At 72.3% G+C, this 18,200-nt stretch carries 17 protein-coding genes; 9 read left to right on the forward strand and 8 right to left on the reverse strand.

Going from position 1 to position 18,200, the window contains the following annotated elements; translation table 11 throughout:
- The coding region (locus tag BGO22_RS05335) for a tyrosine-type recombinase/integrase (protein WP_286849530.1) at positions 1-736 on the reverse strand (736 nt) is incomplete at its 3' end.
- Between the two features lie 366 nt (positions 737-1,102).
- Between BGO22_RS05335 and BGO22_RS05340 the strand changes: the two genes are divergently transcribed.
- The 3 genes from BGO22_RS05340 to BGO22_RS05350 all read left to right on the forward strand — a co-directional run bounded on the left by BGO22_RS05340 (position 1,103) and on the right by BGO22_RS05350 (position 2,635).
- A complete protein-coding gene (locus BGO22_RS05340; RefSeq protein WP_070398650.1) occupies positions 1,103-1,651 on the forward strand; it encodes a cytochrome b in 549 nt (182 codons plus the stop codon).
- 92 nt (positions 1,652-1,743) lie between these two features.
- Entirely contained in the window at positions 1,744-2,136 is a 393-nt protein-coding gene (locus BGO22_RS05345; RefSeq protein ID WP_070398651.1) for a nuclear transport factor 2 family protein, read from the forward strand.
- Positions 2,137-2,230: 94 nt separating this feature from the next.
- A complete protein-coding gene (locus BGO22_RS05350) occupies positions 2,231-2,635 on the forward strand; it encodes a YybH family protein (protein WP_070398652.1) in 405 nt (134 codons plus the stop codon).
- A gap of 32 nt (positions 2,636-2,667) precedes the next feature.
- Here BGO22_RS05350 and BGO22_RS05355 read toward each other — a convergent pair whose 3' ends face one another.
- Positions 2,668-3,396 carry a Crp/Fnr family transcriptional regulator gene (locus BGO22_RS05355; RefSeq protein ID WP_083293097.1) on the reverse strand — a complete coding sequence of 243 codons (729 nt, stop codon included), beginning with the start codon at positions 3,394-3,396 and terminating at the stop codon, positions 2,668-2,670.
- 24 nt (positions 3,397-3,420) lie between these two features.
- Complete coding sequence (locus tag BGO22_RS05360; RefSeq protein WP_286849534.1) at positions 3,421-5,109, reverse strand: flavin reductase; 1,689 nt, start codon at positions 5,107-5,109, stop codon at positions 3,421-3,423.
- Positions 5,110-5,287: 178 nt separating this feature from the next.
- Here BGO22_RS05360 and BGO22_RS05365 point away from each other — a divergent pair, with 178 nt between their 5' ends.
- The 6 genes from BGO22_RS05365 to BGO22_RS05390 all read left to right on the forward strand — a co-directional run bounded on the left by BGO22_RS05365 (position 5,288) and on the right by BGO22_RS05390 (position 12,224).
- Positions 5,288-6,478: an ABC transporter substrate-binding protein gene (locus BGO22_RS05365; protein ID WP_070398656.1), complete on the forward strand. Its 1,191-nt coding sequence runs from the start codon at positions 5,288-5,290 to the stop codon at positions 6,476-6,478.
- 3 nt (positions 6,479-6,481) lie between these two features.
- Positions 6,482-7,525, forward strand: a complete 1,044-nt coding sequence (locus tag BGO22_RS05370; RefSeq protein WP_083293104.1) for a branched-chain amino acid ABC transporter permease — start codon at positions 6,482-6,484, stop codon at positions 7,523-7,525.
- Positions 7,515-9,275 carry a branched-chain amino acid ABC transporter ATP-binding protein/permease gene (locus BGO22_RS05375; RefSeq protein WP_070398657.1) on the forward strand — a complete coding sequence of 587 codons (1,761 nt, stop codon included), beginning with the start codon at positions 7,515-7,517 and terminating at the stop codon, positions 9,273-9,275. The genes BGO22_RS05370 and BGO22_RS05375 overlap by 11 nt, the downstream gene beginning before the upstream one ends.
- Positions 9,269-9,994: an ABC transporter ATP-binding protein gene (locus BGO22_RS05380; protein WP_070398658.1), complete on the forward strand. Its 726-nt coding sequence runs from the start codon at positions 9,269-9,271 to the stop codon at positions 9,992-9,994. The genes BGO22_RS05375 and BGO22_RS05380 overlap by 7 nt, the downstream gene beginning before the upstream one ends.
- Positions 9,987-11,579 (forward strand): amidohydrolase, encoded by a 1,593-nt coding sequence (locus tag BGO22_RS05385; protein ID WP_070398659.1) that lies wholly within the window; start codon positions 9,987-9,989, stop codon positions 11,577-11,579. The genes BGO22_RS05380 and BGO22_RS05385 overlap by 8 nt, the downstream gene beginning before the upstream one ends.
- Positions 11,580-11,702: 123 nt before the next feature.
- The gene (locus BGO22_RS05390; RefSeq protein ID WP_070398660.1) at positions 11,703-12,224 is read left to right on the forward strand and encodes a GNAT family N-acetyltransferase; all 522 of its coding nucleotides are present in this window, start codon (positions 11,703-11,705) and stop codon (positions 12,222-12,224) included.
- Positions 12,225-12,228: 4 nt separating this feature from the next.
- Here BGO22_RS05390 and BGO22_RS05395 read toward each other — a convergent pair whose 3' ends face one another.
- The 5 genes from BGO22_RS05395 to BGO22_RS05415 form a co-directional block, all read right to left on the reverse strand.
- Positions 12,229-13,362 (reverse strand): ABC transporter permease, encoded by a 1,134-nt coding sequence (locus BGO22_RS05395; protein ID WP_070398661.1) that lies wholly within the window; start codon positions 13,360-13,362, stop codon positions 12,229-12,231.
- The gene (locus BGO22_RS05400) at positions 13,359-14,543 is read right to left on the reverse strand and encodes an ABC transporter permease (RefSeq protein ID WP_070398662.1); all 1,185 of its coding nucleotides are present in this window, start codon (positions 14,541-14,543) and stop codon (positions 13,359-13,361) included. The genes BGO22_RS05395 and BGO22_RS05400 overlap by 4 nt, the downstream gene beginning before the upstream one ends.
- A gap of 16 nt (positions 14,544-14,559) precedes the next feature.
- On the reverse strand, positions 14,560-15,537 hold the full coding sequence (locus tag BGO22_RS05405) for an HlyD family secretion protein (RefSeq protein WP_070398663.1): 978 nt from the start codon (positions 15,535-15,537) through the stop codon (positions 14,560-14,562).
- Position 15,538: 1 nt separating this feature from the next.
- On the reverse strand, positions 15,539-16,987 hold the full coding sequence (locus BGO22_RS05410) for a TolC family protein (protein ID WP_254668137.1): 1,449 nt from the start codon (positions 16,985-16,987) through the stop codon (positions 15,539-15,541).
- A 95-nt stretch (positions 16,988-17,082) separates the two neighbouring features.
- Positions 17,083-18,078, reverse strand: coding sequence for an MBL fold metallo-hydrolase (locus BGO22_RS05415; protein ID WP_502686429.1), 996 nt, complete (start codon positions 18,076-18,078; stop codon positions 17,083-17,085).
- Positions 18,079-18,200: the final 122 nt, after the last annotated feature.

An 18,200-nucleotide genomic window follows, 5' to 3' on the forward strand; every position in this document is an offset into this window, starting at 1 on the left:
ACTCCAAGGCTCGGGCGGAAACGCCTTCCTGGGCCTGAAGACGTTGGAAGAACGCCGGCAGCTCAGGCACGGGCACCGCCTTGAAGTGCGTGCTCTTTGCGATCTTCCTGGCGGCAGGTAGCAGGGTCGAGAGATTGCCCTTCCACCTGGCTGGGTTCAATCCCGTGCGCAGATCCATGGTGGTGGCGGAATCAAGCACCGCTTCAATGCGCCCCCTCAGGCGACTGGCCGTCTCAGTCTTGGTATGCCAGATGGGCTTAAGGATGCTCAGCACATGAGCCTTGGTCACGTCTCGCACCCAGAGATCCCCGATCACCGGGTAGGCGTAGTTCTCAAGCGTGCTGGACCACTGCGCCTCGTGCTTCTCGTTCTTCCAAGAACCACGGTGGGAGGCAATGTAGTCCTCGGCGCAGCGCCTGAAGGTCACATCCATGGCTCGGCTGGCAGCCAGGTCACGACGGCGGGCTTTCTTCTGGTCGATGGGGTCCACACCGTTGCGGATCTGGTCGCGAGCCTCTATGGCAAGCAGCCGTGCCCTGGCCAGCGGCACGTCGGGAAAACCGCCCAAGCCCATCTTGCGGCGCTTGTTGCCGATGACGGCCCGCAGCACCCAACTCTTGGCGCCGGAGGGGCTCACTTGTAATCCCAAACCAGCAATCCCACCGACGAAGTGAAGCCCTGGCTCCGTGAGCCGCTTCACCTCCAGCGCGCCGAGTTCCTTCGCCTTCTTTGGCATAGCGGTTTGTGCACCAAAAAACGTACCATCAACAATGAGATTGCACGATACGTCGTGATGCCACCCGGGTCAATAGGCCGCTATGCACATAGAGAGGAATGATGGTCGTTTGAGACTTTGTGAGATGTCTCAACACCCATACTTGGCGGACGCCCTCTCCGCCAACCATCACGCTCAGAACGACCCAGGTCGCTTCACCCAGAGCCCTGAAAGCCCCGTCAACCCTCGTGTTGCGGGGCTTTTTTGTTTCGGCACTCGAGGCCTCGCTCAGGGCGCCCGCCTCCAAGGCGGCACAGGCTTGGACTTAAGGCAGCGTAAATCCTGGGATTGAACACTGCGTGCTCCCGCGGACCAAGGACTCTCGAAATGAACTGGAAAAACACGTCGAGCCGCTACGGCACCGTTTCCATGACCCTCCACTGGTTGACGGTGCTCGTCTTGATCGGCGTCTATGCCTGCATCAACCTGACCGACCTCTTCGCCAAGGGAAGCGCACCGCGCGAAGCCTTGAAGGACGGGCATTTCATGCTCGGCCTGGCGGTGTTGGCCCTCATGGCCCCGCGCCTGTTCAACCGCATCCTGGGCAAGACCCCGGCCGTCGTGCCACCGATGCCCCGCTGGCAGCAATGGCTGGCGAGCGCCATGCACGTCACGCTGTACGTCTTTCTGGTGGCCATGCCCCTGCTCGGCTGGCTGACGCTCAGCGCCTCGGGAAAACCGATCCCGTTCTTCGGCATCCAGCTGCCAGCGCTCTTGGCGGAAAACAAGGACCTTGGCAAGCAGTTGAAAGAGGTCCACGAAGCACTCGGCACGCTGGGCTATTTCCTGGTGGGCGCGCATGCCTTTGCGGCGCTGTTCCACCACTTCATCACGCGGGACAACACGCTGATTCGAATGTGGCCGCAAAGGCGGTAGCGCCACGCCCCCCGCCGCGCCGGTATCACCCGATACAGCCGCGACCCGCGCCGCGGCCCAAGAATGGGGTTTCCTTCACTTGGGCCTTCGCCATGACACCCCTAGAACACGCCCGCGAACTGATCGAGCGCTTCATCCGCGCCGTCAACGACGGTGACGCCGACGCGGCCCAGCGCTGCCTCACGCCCGACGTCCAGTTGGTCTTTCCCGGCCCCACCCGCTTCCAGCGCGTGGCCGATTTCCTCGCCCTGAGCGGTCCGCGCTACCAGCGCGTGGCCTACACCTATGGCGCGATGGAGCTGGCGCAGAACCACCAGGGCCGCACCGTGGTCTTCGCCCAAGGCACGGTCAGCGGCGTGTTCGCCAATGGCCAGGCCTTCGATGGCGTGCGCTACATCGACCGCTTCGACATCGACAACGGCCTCATCGCCTCCAAGGAGGTCTGGTCCGACATGGCCGATCGCATGCGCCGGCTCGGCCTCTGAGCCGCGCTCGGTATCGGCCTATACAGACACGGCGGGCCGCCGTGCGCACCATGGCCCCGTGCACAAGCGGTTGCACGGATCACATGGAGATTTCATGAGCAAGCACCCCGACGCCGTCGCGGCGATCACCCAGCGCTACCAGGAGTGGATGAAGGCCATCCGCGAACGCGACCTGCAGGCCATCCTGTCCATCTACGCCGACGACGCCACCTACATGCCGCCCGGCCGGCCGCTGGCCACGGGCCGGGCCAAGCTGCAGGAGGTCTGGGGCGGCTACCTGCAGCGCAAGGACTTCGTGGCCGAGTACACGCCCACGCTGCACGTGTCGGACGCCGGTGACATGGCCTACGACATCGGCCTCTACCGCATCAGCATGGTCAAGGACGAAGGGCCGGTGAGCTTCGTCGGCAAGTACGTGGTGGTGTGGAAGAAGGTCGACGGGCAATGGCGCGCCATGCTCGACATGGACAACGACAACGGACCCGAGGCCCAGGCCTGAGTCCGCGCTGAGGGCGCGCCGGGCGCGCGCCCTCAGCGTGTGTTGGAGGCCTCGGCCCGCGTCTCGGGCCAGCCTTCGCCCGGCGGGTCACCTTCGTTGAGAACCACGAAGCGCGACCCGTTCATCGCCAGTTGGCCGCGCTGGCGCAGGCGGTTGATCACGCGCGTGACGGTCACGCGCGAGGTGCCGGTCATTCGCCCCACCTGCTCATGCGTGAGGTGCACGGTCATCTCCCGCCCCTGCGCGGTGGTGGTGCCGAAGATGCCGGCCACGCGACGCAGCAGGTGCAGCACGCGCGCCTCGGGGGGCAGCGAGAAGGCGTATTCGAGCCGGATGGCCAGCACGCGCTGCTTGATGCTCACGATGCGCAGCAGGGACAGGGCCAGCTCGGGATGGGAAGCGAAGGCCTCGCGCAGGCGCCGCGCGTCGAAGCGCAGCACCTCGGCGTCGCGCAGGGCCACCGCGGTGGAGAAGCGCGGCAGCCCGTCGAACGCCGGGGCGTCCCCGCACAGGCCGTTGGGGCCCATGACCTCGATGGTGATCTCCTGCCCGTCTTCCTCGAAGCAGGAGATGCGCACCTCGCCCGAGAGGATCAGGAAGAAGTGCGGCGACACCTCCCCCTGTCCATACAGCAGGTTGCCCTTGCGGATGCGCAGGCGGTCGGCCAGGTAGTCGTGCCGCAGCCACAGCTCCACGTCCTCGGGGGACAGGCCCCAGGTTTCTTGTCGGCGTTCGCTCATGGCGGGGGAATCTAGCTTCATGGCCGCGATCCTTCAATGCCACGCTCACAGGCGCGTGGTCGGCGGCAGTTCCAGGCCATAGAGCGTCTTGCCGTAGAGCTCGCCACCCACCTCGGCCTGCAGCAGGAAGTGGGAGGCCATGCCGTGGATGTCGCGAAAGAAGCGCTCCACCGGCCCCTGCGGCAGGATGGCCCCGCCGCAGGTGGCCACCAGCCGGCCGGCCGCCGCCACCGCCATGCGCGAGGCCAGCGCGGCGTCGGCCCGGTAGCGGGCGCGCTGTTCCTGGCCAAAGGGCTCGCCGCGCTCGGCCTGGGCGTGCATCTCGTCGATGTCGGAGACGATCAGGCGGTGCGCCATGTGGATCTGCGCCGCGCCCTGGCCCAGTTCGATCTGGTTGTGGCGGTCCTCCGACTGCGCGGTCGAGGTGGCGTTGGCGATGCGCTTGCGGCCCAGCGCGATGACGGCGTCGAGCAGGCCGAAGGCGCCGCCCACCACGCCCGCCGCGGTGCACAACGCGAACACCGCGTTGAGCGGCATGCGGTACATGGGGCCGTGGTTGCGGGCCTCGCCCGGGTACACGCCGCGCTGCGCGTCGGCCCAGGAGAGGGTGCGGTACAGCGGCACGAGGCAGTCGCTCAGGCTCACGTCCTTGCTGCCGGTGCCGCGCATGCTGGCCACCTGCCAGCTGGTGTCGTCGACCGTGAAGGCGCTGCGCGGCACCGCCGCGAGCCGCTGCTCGGGCGGGCCGCCGTCCCGCGGCACCGCCACCATCACGCACAGCCAGTCGGCCACGTCCACGCCCGAGGCGTACAGCCAGCGGCCCGACAGGCGCAGCGCATCCCCTTCGAGGCGCACCTGCACGTCGCGCCCCACCCCGCCGCTGAGCACGGGCACCACCGCGTCGCGGCCGCCGGCGAACACCTCGTCCTGAAAGCGCGGCTCGAACATACCGAGCAGCCAGGGGTGCACGCCCGCCAGACAGAGGATCCAGCCGGCCGCCGTGTCGGCGCGGGCCACTTCGCGCGCGCATTCGAACAGCGCGCGCGGGTGCATGTCCCAGCCGCCGCAGGCCGCGGGCTGCACGATGCGGAACAGGCCGATGCCGCGCATCGCGGCCATCGCCTCGTCGGACACGCGGCGCTCGGCCTCGTGCCGCGGCGCGCAGTCGCGCAGCAGCGGCGCCAGGCCACGCGCCCGCGCCACCAGTTCCTCGATCGCCGGGGCGGGTGAAGCTGTTGCGGTGCGGCTCATGCGGCGGCCCCTCCGAGTTCGTGGTACTGGCCCCGCAGGTAGACCAGCGCGCGCGTCGAGATCGCCGTGGCGCAGGGCGTTCACCTGTCCGACGACGATGGTGTGGTCGCCCGCGGCGTGCTGCGCCACGACCTCGCAGACCAGGGCGGCGCCGGCGTTGTCGAGCACGGGCACGCCCTGCTCCAGGGCCCAGGGGGCCTCGCAGCCGGCGTCGCCGCGGCCGGCGTAGTACTGGGACACGGCCTGGTGGCCGGCCTTGAGCACGTTGACCGAGAAGCGGCCGTGGCGCCGCAGCGGCGAAAGCCAGCGGCTTTCGTTGCGCACGCACACGAGCAGCAGCGGCGGCTCCAGGCTCACCGAGGTGACCGAGTTGGCCGTCATGGCCGCGGGCGCCTCGGCCGTGCCGCAGGCCACCACGGTGACGCCGGTGGGAAGACAAGCCATCGCGGCGCGAAACCGGCGGCTGTCGAGAGTGCTGTCCATCCTGGGGACCTCCGTTGTGATTGATGGTGGGCCGCAGTCTCGCGAGCCCGGCGCGCAGCGTCTGTATCGGTCGATACCTGCACGCCAGGGCATTCCCCTAGCGCGCTTGTATCGGCCGATACCGCGAGGAGCGCGCGCGCTGCGTACCGTCGCGGCATCCACAACGAGGAGCACTCACATGAAGCCCATCAAACGGCTGCTGGCGGCGACCCTGCTGCTGGCGGCAACCCACGCCACGACCTGGGCACAGGCCCCTGGCAAACCGACGCTGGTGATCGGCGTGGTGGCATCGGCCAGCGGGCCGGCCGCCGCGCTGGGCCTGCCCGAGAAGAAGGCGATTGAGCTGGTCGAGGAGATGGCGCGCTCGCGCGGCGACCTGCCGTTCCAGCCGCGCTTCGTCTACCTGGACGATGGCTCCGACCCCACGCGCGCCGTCAACGCGGTGCGCAAGCTGGCCAGCGAGGATGGCGCCGCGGTGGTCATCTGCTGCACCACCACGCCCGCCTCGATGGCCGTGCTGGACACCGTCAAGGCGGCCGGTGTGCTCAACATCTCCATGGCCTCGGCCGCCACCGTGGTGGAGCCCGTGGCCGAGCGCCACTGGACCTTCAAGACGCCGATGACCGACCGCATGCAGATCGCCTTCACGCTCGAGCGCCTGAAGAAAAGCGGCGCCAAGCGCATCGCCTACTTCGGGCTCGAGGACGCCTATGGCGAAGCCGGCTGGAACGAGTTGCGCAAGCTCGCCCCCGAGTACGGCCTGCAGATCGTGGCCAGCGAGCGCTTCTCCCGCGCCGACACCAACTTCACGCCGCAGGCGCTGCGCATCCGCCAGGCCGGCGCCGACGCGGTCTACCTGCACGCCATCCCGCCGTCCAGCGTGCTGGCGCACCAGGCCTTGCTGCGTGTGGGCGTGGACCGGCCCGTGTTCCACAGCGCGGGCGCGGCCAACGCCGGCTTCCTGGCCATGGCCAAGGGCTCGCTGGACGGCGCCTACGTGGTCAGCGGCGCCCTGCAGGTGCATGAGCAGCTGCCGGCGAGCCACCCGCTCAAGCAGCCGCTGCAACGCTTCGTCGAAGCCTACGCGCGCAAATTCCCCGGCGAAACGGCCGACCTGTTCGCGGGCCAGGGCTGGGACGCGGCCCACCTCGCGCTCAGCGCCCTGTCGGCCGCCACCAAGGCGGTGCCCGCGGGCGCGCCGCTGCCCGCGCTGCGCACCGCCGCGCGCGACCAGATGGAGCGCATCCGCGGCCACGCCGGCGCCAACGGCATCTTCAACCTGTCCAAGGACGACCACCTGGGCCTCGACGATGTCGGCCTGGTCATGCTGCGCGTCGACAACGGGCGCTTCAAGCTGCTGGGGGACTGAGCGGTGGCATCGCTGGACACCCTGCTGTTCCTCGGCATCGACGGGCTCACGAGCGGCGCCGTGTACGCGCTGCTCGGCCTGGGAATCGTGCTCATTTACCTGGTGACGCGCGTCATCAACATCGCCCACGGCGACTTCGCCATGCTCGCGGCCATGACGCTGGTGAGCCTGGAGCAAGGCCTGCTGCCGGGCACCAGCTACCTGCTCGGCGCGGGCGCGCTGCTGTGGGGCGCGCTCAGCGCCCTGGCGGCCCGCCGCCAGGGGGCCTGGGCCATCGCACGGCCCTGCCTGGGCGCGCTGGCCACCGCGGCCCTCGCGTTCGCGCTGCCGCTGGCCCTGGCGGCGCTGCGGGCGCCCGCGGCGCTCAACGCCGCCGCCGCCGTGCTCATGGTGTCGGCGCTCGGCCCCATGTTCCACCGCCTGGCGATCGAGCCCATTGCGCGCGCGAGCGTGCTGGTCTACATCATCGTAACCCTGGGCATGCACCTCATCCTGCAAGGCCTGGCCTTGCAGCTCTGGGGTCCGCAGGCCCACTCGGTGGCGCCCCTGCTCGACGGCAGCCTCGCCATCGGCGCGGTGGTGATCAGCCACCAGTCGCTGCTGGTGCTGGGCCTCACGGTGCTGCTGGTGGTGGCGCTCTACCTGGGCTTCAACCACACCCTGGCGGGCACGGCGCTGCGCGCCTGCGCGGTCAACCGCACGGGCGCCGACCTGTGCGGCATCGAGGTCGCGAGCGCCGGCCGCCGCGCCTTCGGCCTGGGCGCGGGCCTGGCCGCCGTGGCCGGGGTGCTGATCGCCCCCGTGGTCGGGGTGCACTACGAGATGGGCTTCCTCATCGGGCTCAAGGGCTTCGTGGGCGCCACGCTCGGCGGCCTGGTGAGCTACCCCGGCGCCATCGTCGGCGGCGTGCTGATCGGCGGCTTCGAGTCGGTGTTCTCCTACCTGAGCAGCGCCTACCGCGATGCCCTGGTGTTCCTGCTCATCATTCCCATCCTGCTGCTGCAGACCGCACGCCACAAGCGCCGGGGAGTCGTTCATGGGCATTGAGGCGCGCGGACTTCTTGTGGTCGCGGCACTGGTCGCGCTGGTGTCGGTCGCGGGCGCGGAGTTCCACGCCTCCGTGCTCGCCACCATGGGCATCTACGCCCTGCTCGGCCTGTCGCTGGTGATCCTGGCGCTCAGCGGCCAGGTCTCGCTCGGGCACGCCGCCTTCATGGGCCTGGGCGCCTACGCCAGCGCCCTGCTGGTGGCGCGCACCGGCCTGCACCCGGCCGCGGGCCTGATCGCGGGCCTGGGCGTGTCGGGCGCGGCGGCCTGGCTCATCGGCAGTGCCACCAGCAGCCTGCGCGGCCACTTCCTGGCCCTGACCACGCTGGCCTGGGGCATCGCGCTGGCCGTGTGCTTCCGCGCGGCGGCCGACTGGACCGGCGGCGCCTCGGGCCTGGCGGGCATCGCGCCCTTCACGCTGTTCGGCCAGTCGCTGAGCGCGCCCCGCCCCATGGCCCTGCTGAGCTGGGGCTGCGCGCTGCTGGTGGTCTTCGCCATCCTGCGCGTGCAGCGCTCGCGCACCGGCCGCGCGCTCGGCGCGGTGCGCCAGCAGGAGGTCATGGCCGAGAGCTTCGGCATCTCGGTCAGCGGCGTGCGCCTGTGGACCTTCGTGGTGTCGGCCATGGTGGCGGGCTGGGCCGGCGGCCTGTACGCGCACTACCTGGGCTTCATCAGCCCCTCGCCGTTCGACCTGTCGGGCTCCATCAAGGGCCTGATGATCGCCGTGGTGGGCGGCGAGCTCAGTGCCATGGGCGCGCTCGCGGGCACCGGCATCGTCGAGGGGCTGAACTGGGTGCTGCAGGCGGTGCTGCCCGCCGTGTCGTCCACGGCCAGCAGCCTGGAGCCGCTGTTCTACGGCGTGCTGATCATCGCCGTGATGCTGTTCTTTCCCGAAGGCCTCTGGACCCGGGTGGACCGCGCGCTCGCGACGCGCGCGACGCGGCCGGGCGGCGTGGCCCTGCCCTCGCGGGCCGGCGCCGCGCCCGGCGAGGCCGGCGAGCCCTTGCTCGAGGTCGAGGCGGTGGGCGTGGCCTTCGGCGGCGTGAAGGCGCTCAGCGACGTGAGCTTCCGGCTGCACCGCGGCGAGGTGCTGGGCCTCATCGGTCCCAACGGCGCGGGCAAGTCCACCTGCTTCGACGTCATCAGCGGCGTCAATGCGCGGCACGCCGGGCGCGTGCGCCTGCGCGGCGAGCCCCTGGCCCAGGCGCGCGCGGCCGGCGGCCTGGCGCGCAGCTTCCAGCACACGCGCCTGCTCGAAGACCGCACGGTGCTCGACAACGTGATGCTCGGCGCGTTCCGGCGCACCCGCAGCGGCGTGCTGGCGGCCGTGTTCGGGCGCGACGCGACAGACGAGGCCCGCGTGGCCGCCTCGGCCCGCGACTGCCTGGCGCGCGTGGGCCTGGAGGCGCACGCGCAGCGCCTGGTGGAGACCCTATCGCTCGGGGAACGCCGCCTGGTGGAGGTGGCGCGTGCGCTCATGGCCGACCCCGAGGTGCTGCTGCTGGACGAGCCGGCCGCCGGCCTGCGCCGCGCCGACCGCGAGCGCCTGGTGGTGCTCATCCGCGCCTTGCACGCGCAGGGCTGCACCATCGTGCTGGTGGAGCACGACATGGACATCGTGATGGCCCTGGCCACCCGCGTGGTGGTGCTGGACCGCGGGCGCCTGATCGCCGACGCCGCGCCGGCGGCGGTGCGGCGCGACCCGCGCGTGATCGAGGCCTACCTGGGCATGGGAGACGAGGCATGTTGAACGTCGAGGGACTGAAGGCGGGTTATGGCCGCTCCGAGGTGATCCAGAACCTGTCGCTGCGCGTGGACGCCGGCGAAGCCGTGGCCGTCATCGGCCCCAATGGCGCGGGCAAGACCACCCTGCTCAACGCGCTCATGGGCCTCAATGCGCAGGCCTCGGGCGCGCTGAGCTGGAACGGCCGCGCCCTGGGGCCTGGCACGGCGCAGCGCCTGCGCGCCGGCATGGCCCTGGTGCCCGAGCGGCGCGAGCTGTTCGGCGGCCTGTCGGTGATCGACAACCTGCGCCTGGGCGCCTACCTGCGCCGGCACCAGGCCCGCAGCGCGCTCAAGGCCGACGTGGACTTCGTGTTCGGCCTGTTTCCCGTGCTGCGGGAGCGCCAGTCGCAAATGGCGCAGACGCTGTCGGGCGGCGAGCAGCAGATGCTGGCGATCGGCCGTGCGCTGATGTCGCGCCCCCGGCTGCTGCTGCTCGACGAGCCGTCCACCGGCCTGGCGCCGCGCATCACGCTGCAGATCCTGCAGGCCCTCGATGCCCTGCGCGCGAGCCAGGGCCTGGCCGTGCTGCTGGTCGAGCAGAACGCGCGCCTGGCGCTGCGCTTCAGCGGCCGGGCCTATGTGCTCGAAATGGGCGACGTGGTGCTCGACGGCCCCTCCAGCGAGCTGGCGCGCGATCCGCGCGTGATCGACAGCTACCTCGGCAGCGGGGCCACCCATGCCTGAGGCGCGCATCCCCACCGGGCGCGTGCTGCTGCGCAACGCCCGCCTCTACCCGGACGCGTCGGGCGCGCGCGCCACGGCGCTGCTGATGGAAGGCGGCCGCGTGCGCTGGCTGGGCCAGGCCGGCGAGGCTCTGCCCCCGGCGGACGAGGTCATCGACGCGGGCGGCGCCACCGCGCTGCCCAGCTTCATCGACGCGCACGCCCACCTGTGGTGGATGGCGATGGACCGGCTGGTCTGGCAGCTGTCGGGGCCGCAGGCCCCCGCCTCCATCCCCGAGCTGCTGGACGCGCTGCGCGAGCGCGCGCGCGGGGACGGCGACTGGCTGGTGGGCCACGGCCTGTCGGAGGCCCGGCTCGCCGAGCGGCGCCTGCCCACGCGCGCCGAGATCGACCGCGCCGTGGCGGACCGGCCGGTGGTGCTGCGGCGGGTGTGCGGGCACGCGGCCGTGGCCAACACCGAGGCCCTGCGCCGCGCCGGCTACCGCGAGGACAGCCCCGACCCGCCCGGTGGCCTGCTCGAGCGCGAGGGCGGCGTGCCCAACGGCATCCTGCGCGAGGCCGCCGCGGTGCCCCTGTACCCGCTGCTGCCGCGCCCCGCCGCCGACGAACTGGCCAGCGCCCTGCACGCCGTGGCGCGGCACGCGCTGTCGCTCGGCGTGGGCACCGTGGTGGAGGCGGCCGTCGGCTTCACGGCGGGCTTCGAGGCCGAGTGGGACCTGTGGTGCCGCGTGCGCGACCAGGGCGGCTTTCCCTTGCGCATGGGCTTCATGTTCGCCATCGGCGCCACCGAGGCCGCGCTGCGCGGCCTGCGGCCCTCGCTCGACCCGCGCTGGCGCGCCGCCACGCTCAAGTGCTTCAGCGACGGCACCCTGGGCAGCCAGACCGCGGCGCTGCACCAGCCCTACTGCGCCTGCGCGCAGCGCAAGGGCCTGCTCATGGGCAGCCCGGCGGCCTTGCGCCACGGCGTGTCGGCCGCCGCGGCGGCGGGCTGGCAGGTGGCGATCCACGCCATCGGCGACCACGGCGTGGACGAGGCGCTGGACGCGCTGCGCGCGGCCGCGCCGCTGGCCGATGGCCGGCCACACCGCGTCGAACACCTCGGCCTGCTGTCCGACGGCGCGCTGGACCGGCTCGCGGCCACCGGCGCCGCGGTGGCGACCCAGCCCAGCTTCATCGGCCGCATGGGCGATGGCTTCGCGGCCGCGCTCGGGCCCGAGCGCGCCCAGCGCCTCTACCCCGCCCGCAGCCTGATCGAGCGCGGCGTGCGGCTGGTGGGCAGTTCGGACGCCCCCGCCGGCGACTTCTCGCCCTTCGCCTCCATGGCCGACGCGCGCGAGCGGCGCACGCCCTCGGGCGCGGTGCTGGGCGCCAGCGAACGCCTGGACGCGGCCGAAGCGCTGCGCAGCCACACGGAAAACGCCGCGCGGGCGATGGGCCTGTGGGACCGCATCGGCCACCTGAACGTGGGCGCCGACGCGGACCTCATCCTGGTGGACACGGACCCCTTTCAGGCCGACACCGCCGCCGTGCGGCGCACGCGGGTCCTGCGCCATCTGCTGGGAGGCCGCACGGTGTGGACCGCTTGAAGCGCCCGCCGGCCCCCAGCCGGGGGCCAAGCCGCGCCCGATAAAATGCGCGCCGGGCCTTCGGGCCCTTTCGTTTTTTTGGGGGCCCCTGCGCCCACCGGCCTTCGCGCCACGCCTTGCTTCATGCCCGCCGCGCCTGCCTGGACCATCCGCTCCCTTCTCCCCGACGACCTGAACGACCTGCTGGACCTGCAGGCCCGCTGCTTTGGCGAGGACTTCCTCGAAAGCGCCGAGGTCTACGCGCGGCGGCTGGCCAGCGACCACCAGCAGTCGCTGGGCATCGCCTGCGAGCGCACGCGCGCGCTGCGCGCCTATGCGGCGGCCTACTGGTCGGACCCCGGCAAGGTCACGCCCTTCGACGGCGACTTCCTGCCGCCGCGCGCGCACCAGCCCGTGCTCTACCTGCACGACGTGTCGGTGGCGCCCGAGTGGAGCGGGCGTGGCGCGGCGGGCGCGCTGCTCGGCGCCCTCTTCCAGCGCGCCCGCGCGCGCGGCGTGCGCCAGGCCGCGCTGGTCTCGGTGCAGGGCTCGCAAGCCTACTGGGCGCGCCACGGCTTCACGCGACGGGCCGTGACGGACCCGCAACAGCAGCGCCACCTGCTCAGCTACGGCGAGGCGGCGGCGTACATGGTCGCGCCGCTCTGAGGCCTCAGTGCCGTCCCCGGCGCACGCCCAGCGCCAGCGCGGCCAACAGACCCAGCGCCACCAGCCACAGGATCAGTGGCATCACATCGCCCAGCGAGGCGCCCATCTGGTTCAGCCGCAGCGAAGCCTGGATGCCCGCCGTGCTGGGGATCAGCCAGCGCAGCCACTGCAGCGCCGTGGGCATGGCCTCCACCGGCCACGAAAAGCCGGAGAGGAAGGCCATGGGCAGCGCCGTGAACAGCAGCACCTGCAGCGCGCGCTCGCGGTCGCCGAACCAACGCCCCAGCGCCAGGCCGCTCAGGCACACGGTGGGGATGTAGGCCAGCAGCAGCACCAGCGCGCCGCCGGGGTTGGCGCCGCGCGGGAAATCCTCGATGAAGAAGACCCAGCCGAAGTAGAACAGCCCGCTGAGCCAGCCCACGCCGCACAGCGCCAGCGCCCGGCCCGCCCAGGCCGCCGCGCCCGCGCGCAGGCGGCCCGCCTCGGCCAGGGTGCCGGCCAGCATGGCCGCGCCCATCAGCAGGGTCTGCTGCAGGATCAGCAGCGCCACGGCGGGCACCACGTAGTCGCCATAGCCTTCGGTGGGGTTGAACAGCGGCACCATCTGCAGGTTGACCGGGCTGCGGCTGGCCTGGGCCTGCAGCGCGGGCTGGCCGCGCGCCTCCAGCTTGCGGATCTCCACCCCGGCCGACACCGTGCCCACGGCCTCGGCGAAGCCGTAGAGCACGGCCTTGTTGAGCAGCGCGTAGGCGCCGTTGGCGTGCACCCCGACCACGGCCGGCGTGCCGCGCACCACGCTGCGCTTGAGCTCGCGCGGCAGCACGGCGTAGCCCTCGATCTCGCCGCGCCACAGGGCCTGGCGCGCGTCCTCCTCGTTGCCGCCAACCCAGCGCACGTCGATGCGCGGGTTGGCCGACGCGAAGCGGGTGATCTGGCGCGACAGGCCGCTGCGGTCCAGGTCGACCACCGCCACCGGCACGCGCGTGACGGCCTGGTGCGCGTAGGGCCAGGGATAGAAGAAGCCGTAGAGCACCGGCGCGCCCACCAGGATCAACAGGATGCCCGCGTCGCGCGAGAGCGCGCGCAGGGTGGCGAGCCAGTGGCCCGCCAGCTCGCGCCAGGCACCCGACGCGCTCATCGGCCCCCCCATCGGTGCGGGTAGCGGCTGCCGCCCATCAGCGGCCAGACGCAGCCGGCCAGCAAGGCCGCCGTGGCGAGCCCGAACACCGCCAGCGTGGGCGCGCTGAGCGACACGGGCGCGCCCATCTGCAGCTGCTCCATCTGCAGGCGGATGTAGTGGGTGTAGGGCAGCGCCTCGGCCCAGGCGCGCGCGCCGGCCGGCATGGACTGCAGCGGAAAGCCCACGCCGCTGAAGGCGAAGGCCGGCGCCGTGATCAGCCCGGTGGCCGACAGGGCCGTGCGCAGCGAGGCGGTGGCCGACGCCACCAGCGCGCCCAGGCCGATGGACAGCGCCAGCAGGGCCGCCAGCGCCAGCCAGACCCAGGACAGGTGCCCGGCCGGGTGCCAGCCGCGCCCCCCGGTCAACCAGAGCAGGCCCGCGCTGGCCACGCCCAGCAGCAGCAGCCAGGCCGGCGCCAGCTTGCCCAGCAAGGCGCCGGCCGTGGCCGCGGGCGACGGCGCCACGCCGAGCCAGGACCAGACCGTGCCGTCGCGCAGCTCCCGTCCCACGGCCCAGGCGCCGGCGGTCATGGCCAGGATGTGCAGCAGCGCGGGAATGAGCGCGGCGGCGAGGAACTGCTCGTAGTTCAGCGAGGGGTTGAACAGCGTGACCATGTCGGCCTTGATCGGCTCCATGGCCACGCGCACGCCGCGCGCCGGCTCGCCGCGCTTCTGGCGCGCCGCCATCTCCACGCCGGCCGACAAGGTGCCCACCACCGTGCGCACGTCGCGCTGGATCAGGCCCGAGTGCGTGCCGAGCTGCGCGTTGTGCAGCAGCGTGAGCTGGGCCGCGCGGCCCAGCTTGACCTCGCGCGAGAAGCCGCTGGGGATAAGCACCACGGCGTGCAGCTCGCCCCGGGTGAGCGCGCCGCCCGCGGCGTGCGGATCGGGCAGCTGCCGCGCCACGCGCAGGCCCGGCGTGGCGTCGAGGAAGCGCACCAGCTGGCGCGACATGGCGCTGTGGTCCTGGTCGACCACGCCGATCGGCAGCTGGGTGGGCAGCCCGGCCGAGAACAGCCACCACAGCAGCGCCACGCCCGCCAGCGGCACCCAGCTGAGCATGGCCAGGTCCCAGGGGCTGGCGCGCAGGCGCGCCCATTCGCGCGACCACGCCTGCGTGAAGGCCCGGGCGAAGCGCATGGCCTGGGCGGCTTGCCTAGCGCACCAGCACGCTCATGCCGGGCCGCGCGCCCTCGATGGGCTGCAGCGGGCGGGCCCGGACTTCGAAGGTGCGCGCGTCGAAACCCTGGCCCGCGCGCGTGGCGCGCCAGGTGGCGAAGTCGGGCAGCGCCGCGCTGTAGAAGACCTTGAAGCGCGCGCTCAGGCCGGGCAAGGCCGGCAGCGTGGCCTCGAATTCGGCGCCGATGGGAAAACGCGAGAGCCGGTCCTCGCGCACGTTGAGCACCACCCACTGGTCGTTCAGGTCGACCACGGTGACCACGGCCACACCCTGGGGCGAGAGCTCGCCGGGACGCGCCAGCACCTTGGCCACCTCGCCGGCCACCGGGCTCTGCAAGGCAGTCTCCGCGCGGGCCGCCTCCACCTCGGCCACCAGGCCCGCCACCTGGCGCGCCTGCGCGGCGGCGGCCGCCTTGTCCTCGGGCCGCGCACCGGCGCGCGCCATGTCGTACTGCGCGCGCGCGGCCATGGCCTGATCGCGCGAGGCCTTGTAGTTGGCCTCGGCCTCGTCGCGCTTCTGCGCCGCCACCAGGCCTTCGCGCGCCAGGTTCTCCACGCGGCGGAAAGAGCTCTGGGCCAGGTCGGCGGCGGCCTGGGCGCGCTGCCAGTTCAGGCGCGCCATTTCCACCTCTTCCTTGCGCGCACCGCGCTCGGCCTTCTCCGACACCGCCTGGGCGGCCTGCTGCGCGGCGGTGGCCTGGGCCAGCTTGGCCTCCACCTCGGGGCTGTCCATGCGCATCAGCGGCGTGCCCACCGCGACACGGTCGCCCTCGATCACCAGCACCTCGGCGATGCGCCCGGCGATCTTGGGCGCGATGTCGGTCTCGCGGGCCTCCATCTGGCCCTGGAAGTAGTCCGGCGGCGGCGTCGAGGCGCGCCAGAAACCGTAGGCCAGCAAGGCGATCAGCGCCGCGCCGGCGGCGGCAGCGGACAGGCGTTTCTGTTGGGGGCTCATGTCATTCCAGACGGATGTCGGCGCGCGCCATGTAGCCCGCGAATTCCTCGGACAGGCCGCAGGCTTCCAGCAGCGCGGCCAGGGCATTGACGTAGTCGTTGGCCGCCTGGGCGCGCTCGGTCGCCACCTTGGTGACGTTGGTGCGCGCGTCGATCAGGTCGAGCATGGTGCTGGTGCCTTCGCGCAGACCGGCCTCGCGCAGGCGCAGCACCTCGTCGGCCAGCTCGGCGCCCGGGGCCATGGCCATGAACTGGCGCCGCGCCTGCTCCACCGCCAGCCAGTTGCGCTCGACCAGCAGCGAGATGTCGGCCCGGGCCTGGGCGTCGGTGCGCTCGGCCTGTTCGATCTGCTGCAGCGTGGCCGCCGACAGCTTGTGGCGGTCCACCGAATCCCACAGCGTGTAGCGCACGCCGATGCCGGCCACCCAGTCGGCGTTGCCGCTCTTGAGCTCGCGCTGGCCGAAGGCGAAGACCTGGGGCTTGCGCGAGGCCTCGCCAGCGGCGTGCAGGCGCTCGGCCTCGCTCTTCTTGGCCGCCACCTTGGCCAGGCCGGGGTGGCGCTGCAGCGCGGCCGACAGGAAATGCGGCAGCGGCTCGATGGGGGCCGACAGCACGAACAGCGGGTTGCTGGGCACCACCGGGGTGTCGCTCTTGATGGTGCGCGTGAGCGCGGTGGCGGCCAGTTCGGCGTCGTCGCGCGCCTTCATGGCGTTGCGCCGCGCCTCTTCGAGCGCGCTGCGCGCCTGCAGCCGGTCCACCCGCGCGATGACGCCCGCGTCGAGCATCTTCTGCGCCGAGGCGTCGTGCAGGGCGATGGTCTGCAGCGCCGCCTCGCGCAGGCTGGCGGCGCGGGCGGCGAGCTGGGCGCCGAAGTAGCGCTGCACCAGCAGCGTGGCGAGCTCGTGGGTGGTCTTGTCGGCGTCGGCGCGCGACTCGCTGGCGCGCGCCTCCTGCATGCCGCGCACCGCGTCGGCCATGCCGCCGGCGTAGATCGGCCAGACCGCGCCGATGGCGGCGGTGGTGCCGCTGTCGTGCCGGTTGTAGGTGTAGCGCGAGGGGAATTGCGGCACCGGTACCGGAATCGGCAGGTTCTGCAGCGGGATCGGCAGGCGCTGCTCCAGCTGCGCGATGCGCTGGTTCACCGGGTCGAGGTTGACGTCCAGGTTGGCGTTGTAGGCGTAGGCGGCGCCCGACAGACTGACCACCGGCCCGCCCAGCCCCGCGAGGCCGCTGGCGCGCAGGTCCTCGCTGTCGGTGGCGGCGCGGGCCGCCGCCAGCTTGTCGGAGCGCCGCAGCAGCTGGTCCCAGGCGGCGGTGAAAGCGATGGGCGTGGCCGCCGGACCTGGCGACGGCGCGGGCGCTTGCGCCGAGGCCGCGGCCGCGAGCGCGGCCAGCCACAGGCCGCGCGAGCCGGCGCGCCAGCCCCTGCGGCCCCATGCGGTCAGGATCAAACGCATATCGAGCAACCCCGGTGTCTGCGGCCGCCGCTCGAGCGCGGCCAGGAAATGAGGCGACCGATTCTAGGCGGCGGCGCGCGCGCCGGGCCTCAGCGCCCCATGCCCTCGCGCTCCATCAGCAGGTAGGTGTTGTAGGCGTTGATGCGGTTGGCCGCCTGGAACAGCGGCAGCGATTCGAAGCGCGACCAGTCGGTGCGCGCGTAGGCGTCCTCAAAGGGCTCCAGGTTGGCCGCCGCCTCGCCCATGGCCTGGCGCAAGTGCACCAGGTAGTCGCGCGTGAGGCGCAGGTCGGCCGCCGGCTGCGAGGAGATGGCGCCGTGGCCCGGCACCAGCAGCCGGGGCTCCAGGGCCAGCAGTTGGTCCAGCGAACGGATCCAGCTGCTGCTGTCGGCCTGTCCCACGAAAGGGATGCGCCCCTGGAAGACCAGGTCGCCGGTGAACAGCACGCCCGTGCGTTCGTGCAGCACGACCAGGTCTTCCGGCGTGTGCGCGGGGCCCACCGGCTGCACGCGCAAGCGCTCGCCGCCCAGTTCGATGACGGTCGGCCCGTCGAGCCAGCGGTCGGCGGGCACCAGCTGCGTGGCCTCGTCGATCCAGGGCGCCAGCTCTTCGCGGCTGGCCTGCAGGCGCAGCCGGGCGGTGTCCGAGGCCAGGTACTCGCGCCCCTGCGTGCCGGCCACGATGCGGGCGCCCGCCGCCTTGAAGCGCTGCAGGCCGTAGATGTGGTCGGCGTGGTAGTGCGTGACGATGACGTAGCGCACCGGCAGCGGGGTGATGCGCGCGATGGCGGCCAGCAGGCCGTCGGCCAGCGCGGGCGAGCCCAGCGCGTCGATCACCACCACGCCCTCGGGCGTGACGACGAAGGCGGCGTTGGAGATGAAGTTGCGGTTGGCCGGCGAGCCCAGGGCCGCCTCGCCCTGGGCCAGCCAGGTGCCGGGCGCCACCTGCTGGACCGGCAGGGGCTGGGGCGCGGGCGTTTGCGCCAGCGCGCCGGACAGGGCCCAGGCGCCCGCCAGTGCCCCCAGGGCGGCGCGCGCCCGGCGCTTCAGCCGGGGCCAGCCGATGGGGTGGCTGGTGGCTTGCACACGGGAACGGGGGTGGGGGGCGGCCGTCTTATTCATAAGTAAATTCGAATGTAGCAGCGACGACCCCAAATGCCGAGCGGACGTTTCAGGGCTTCTGGGGCTTCTGGGGCTTCTGGCGCGAT

Origin of the sequence: Hydrogenophaga sp. 70-12 (genome assembly GCF_001897365.1) — a bacterium.
GTDB classification, from domain to species: Bacteria; Pseudomonadota; Gammaproteobacteria; order Burkholderiales; family Burkholderiaceae_C; genus Hydrogenophaga; species Hydrogenophaga borbori.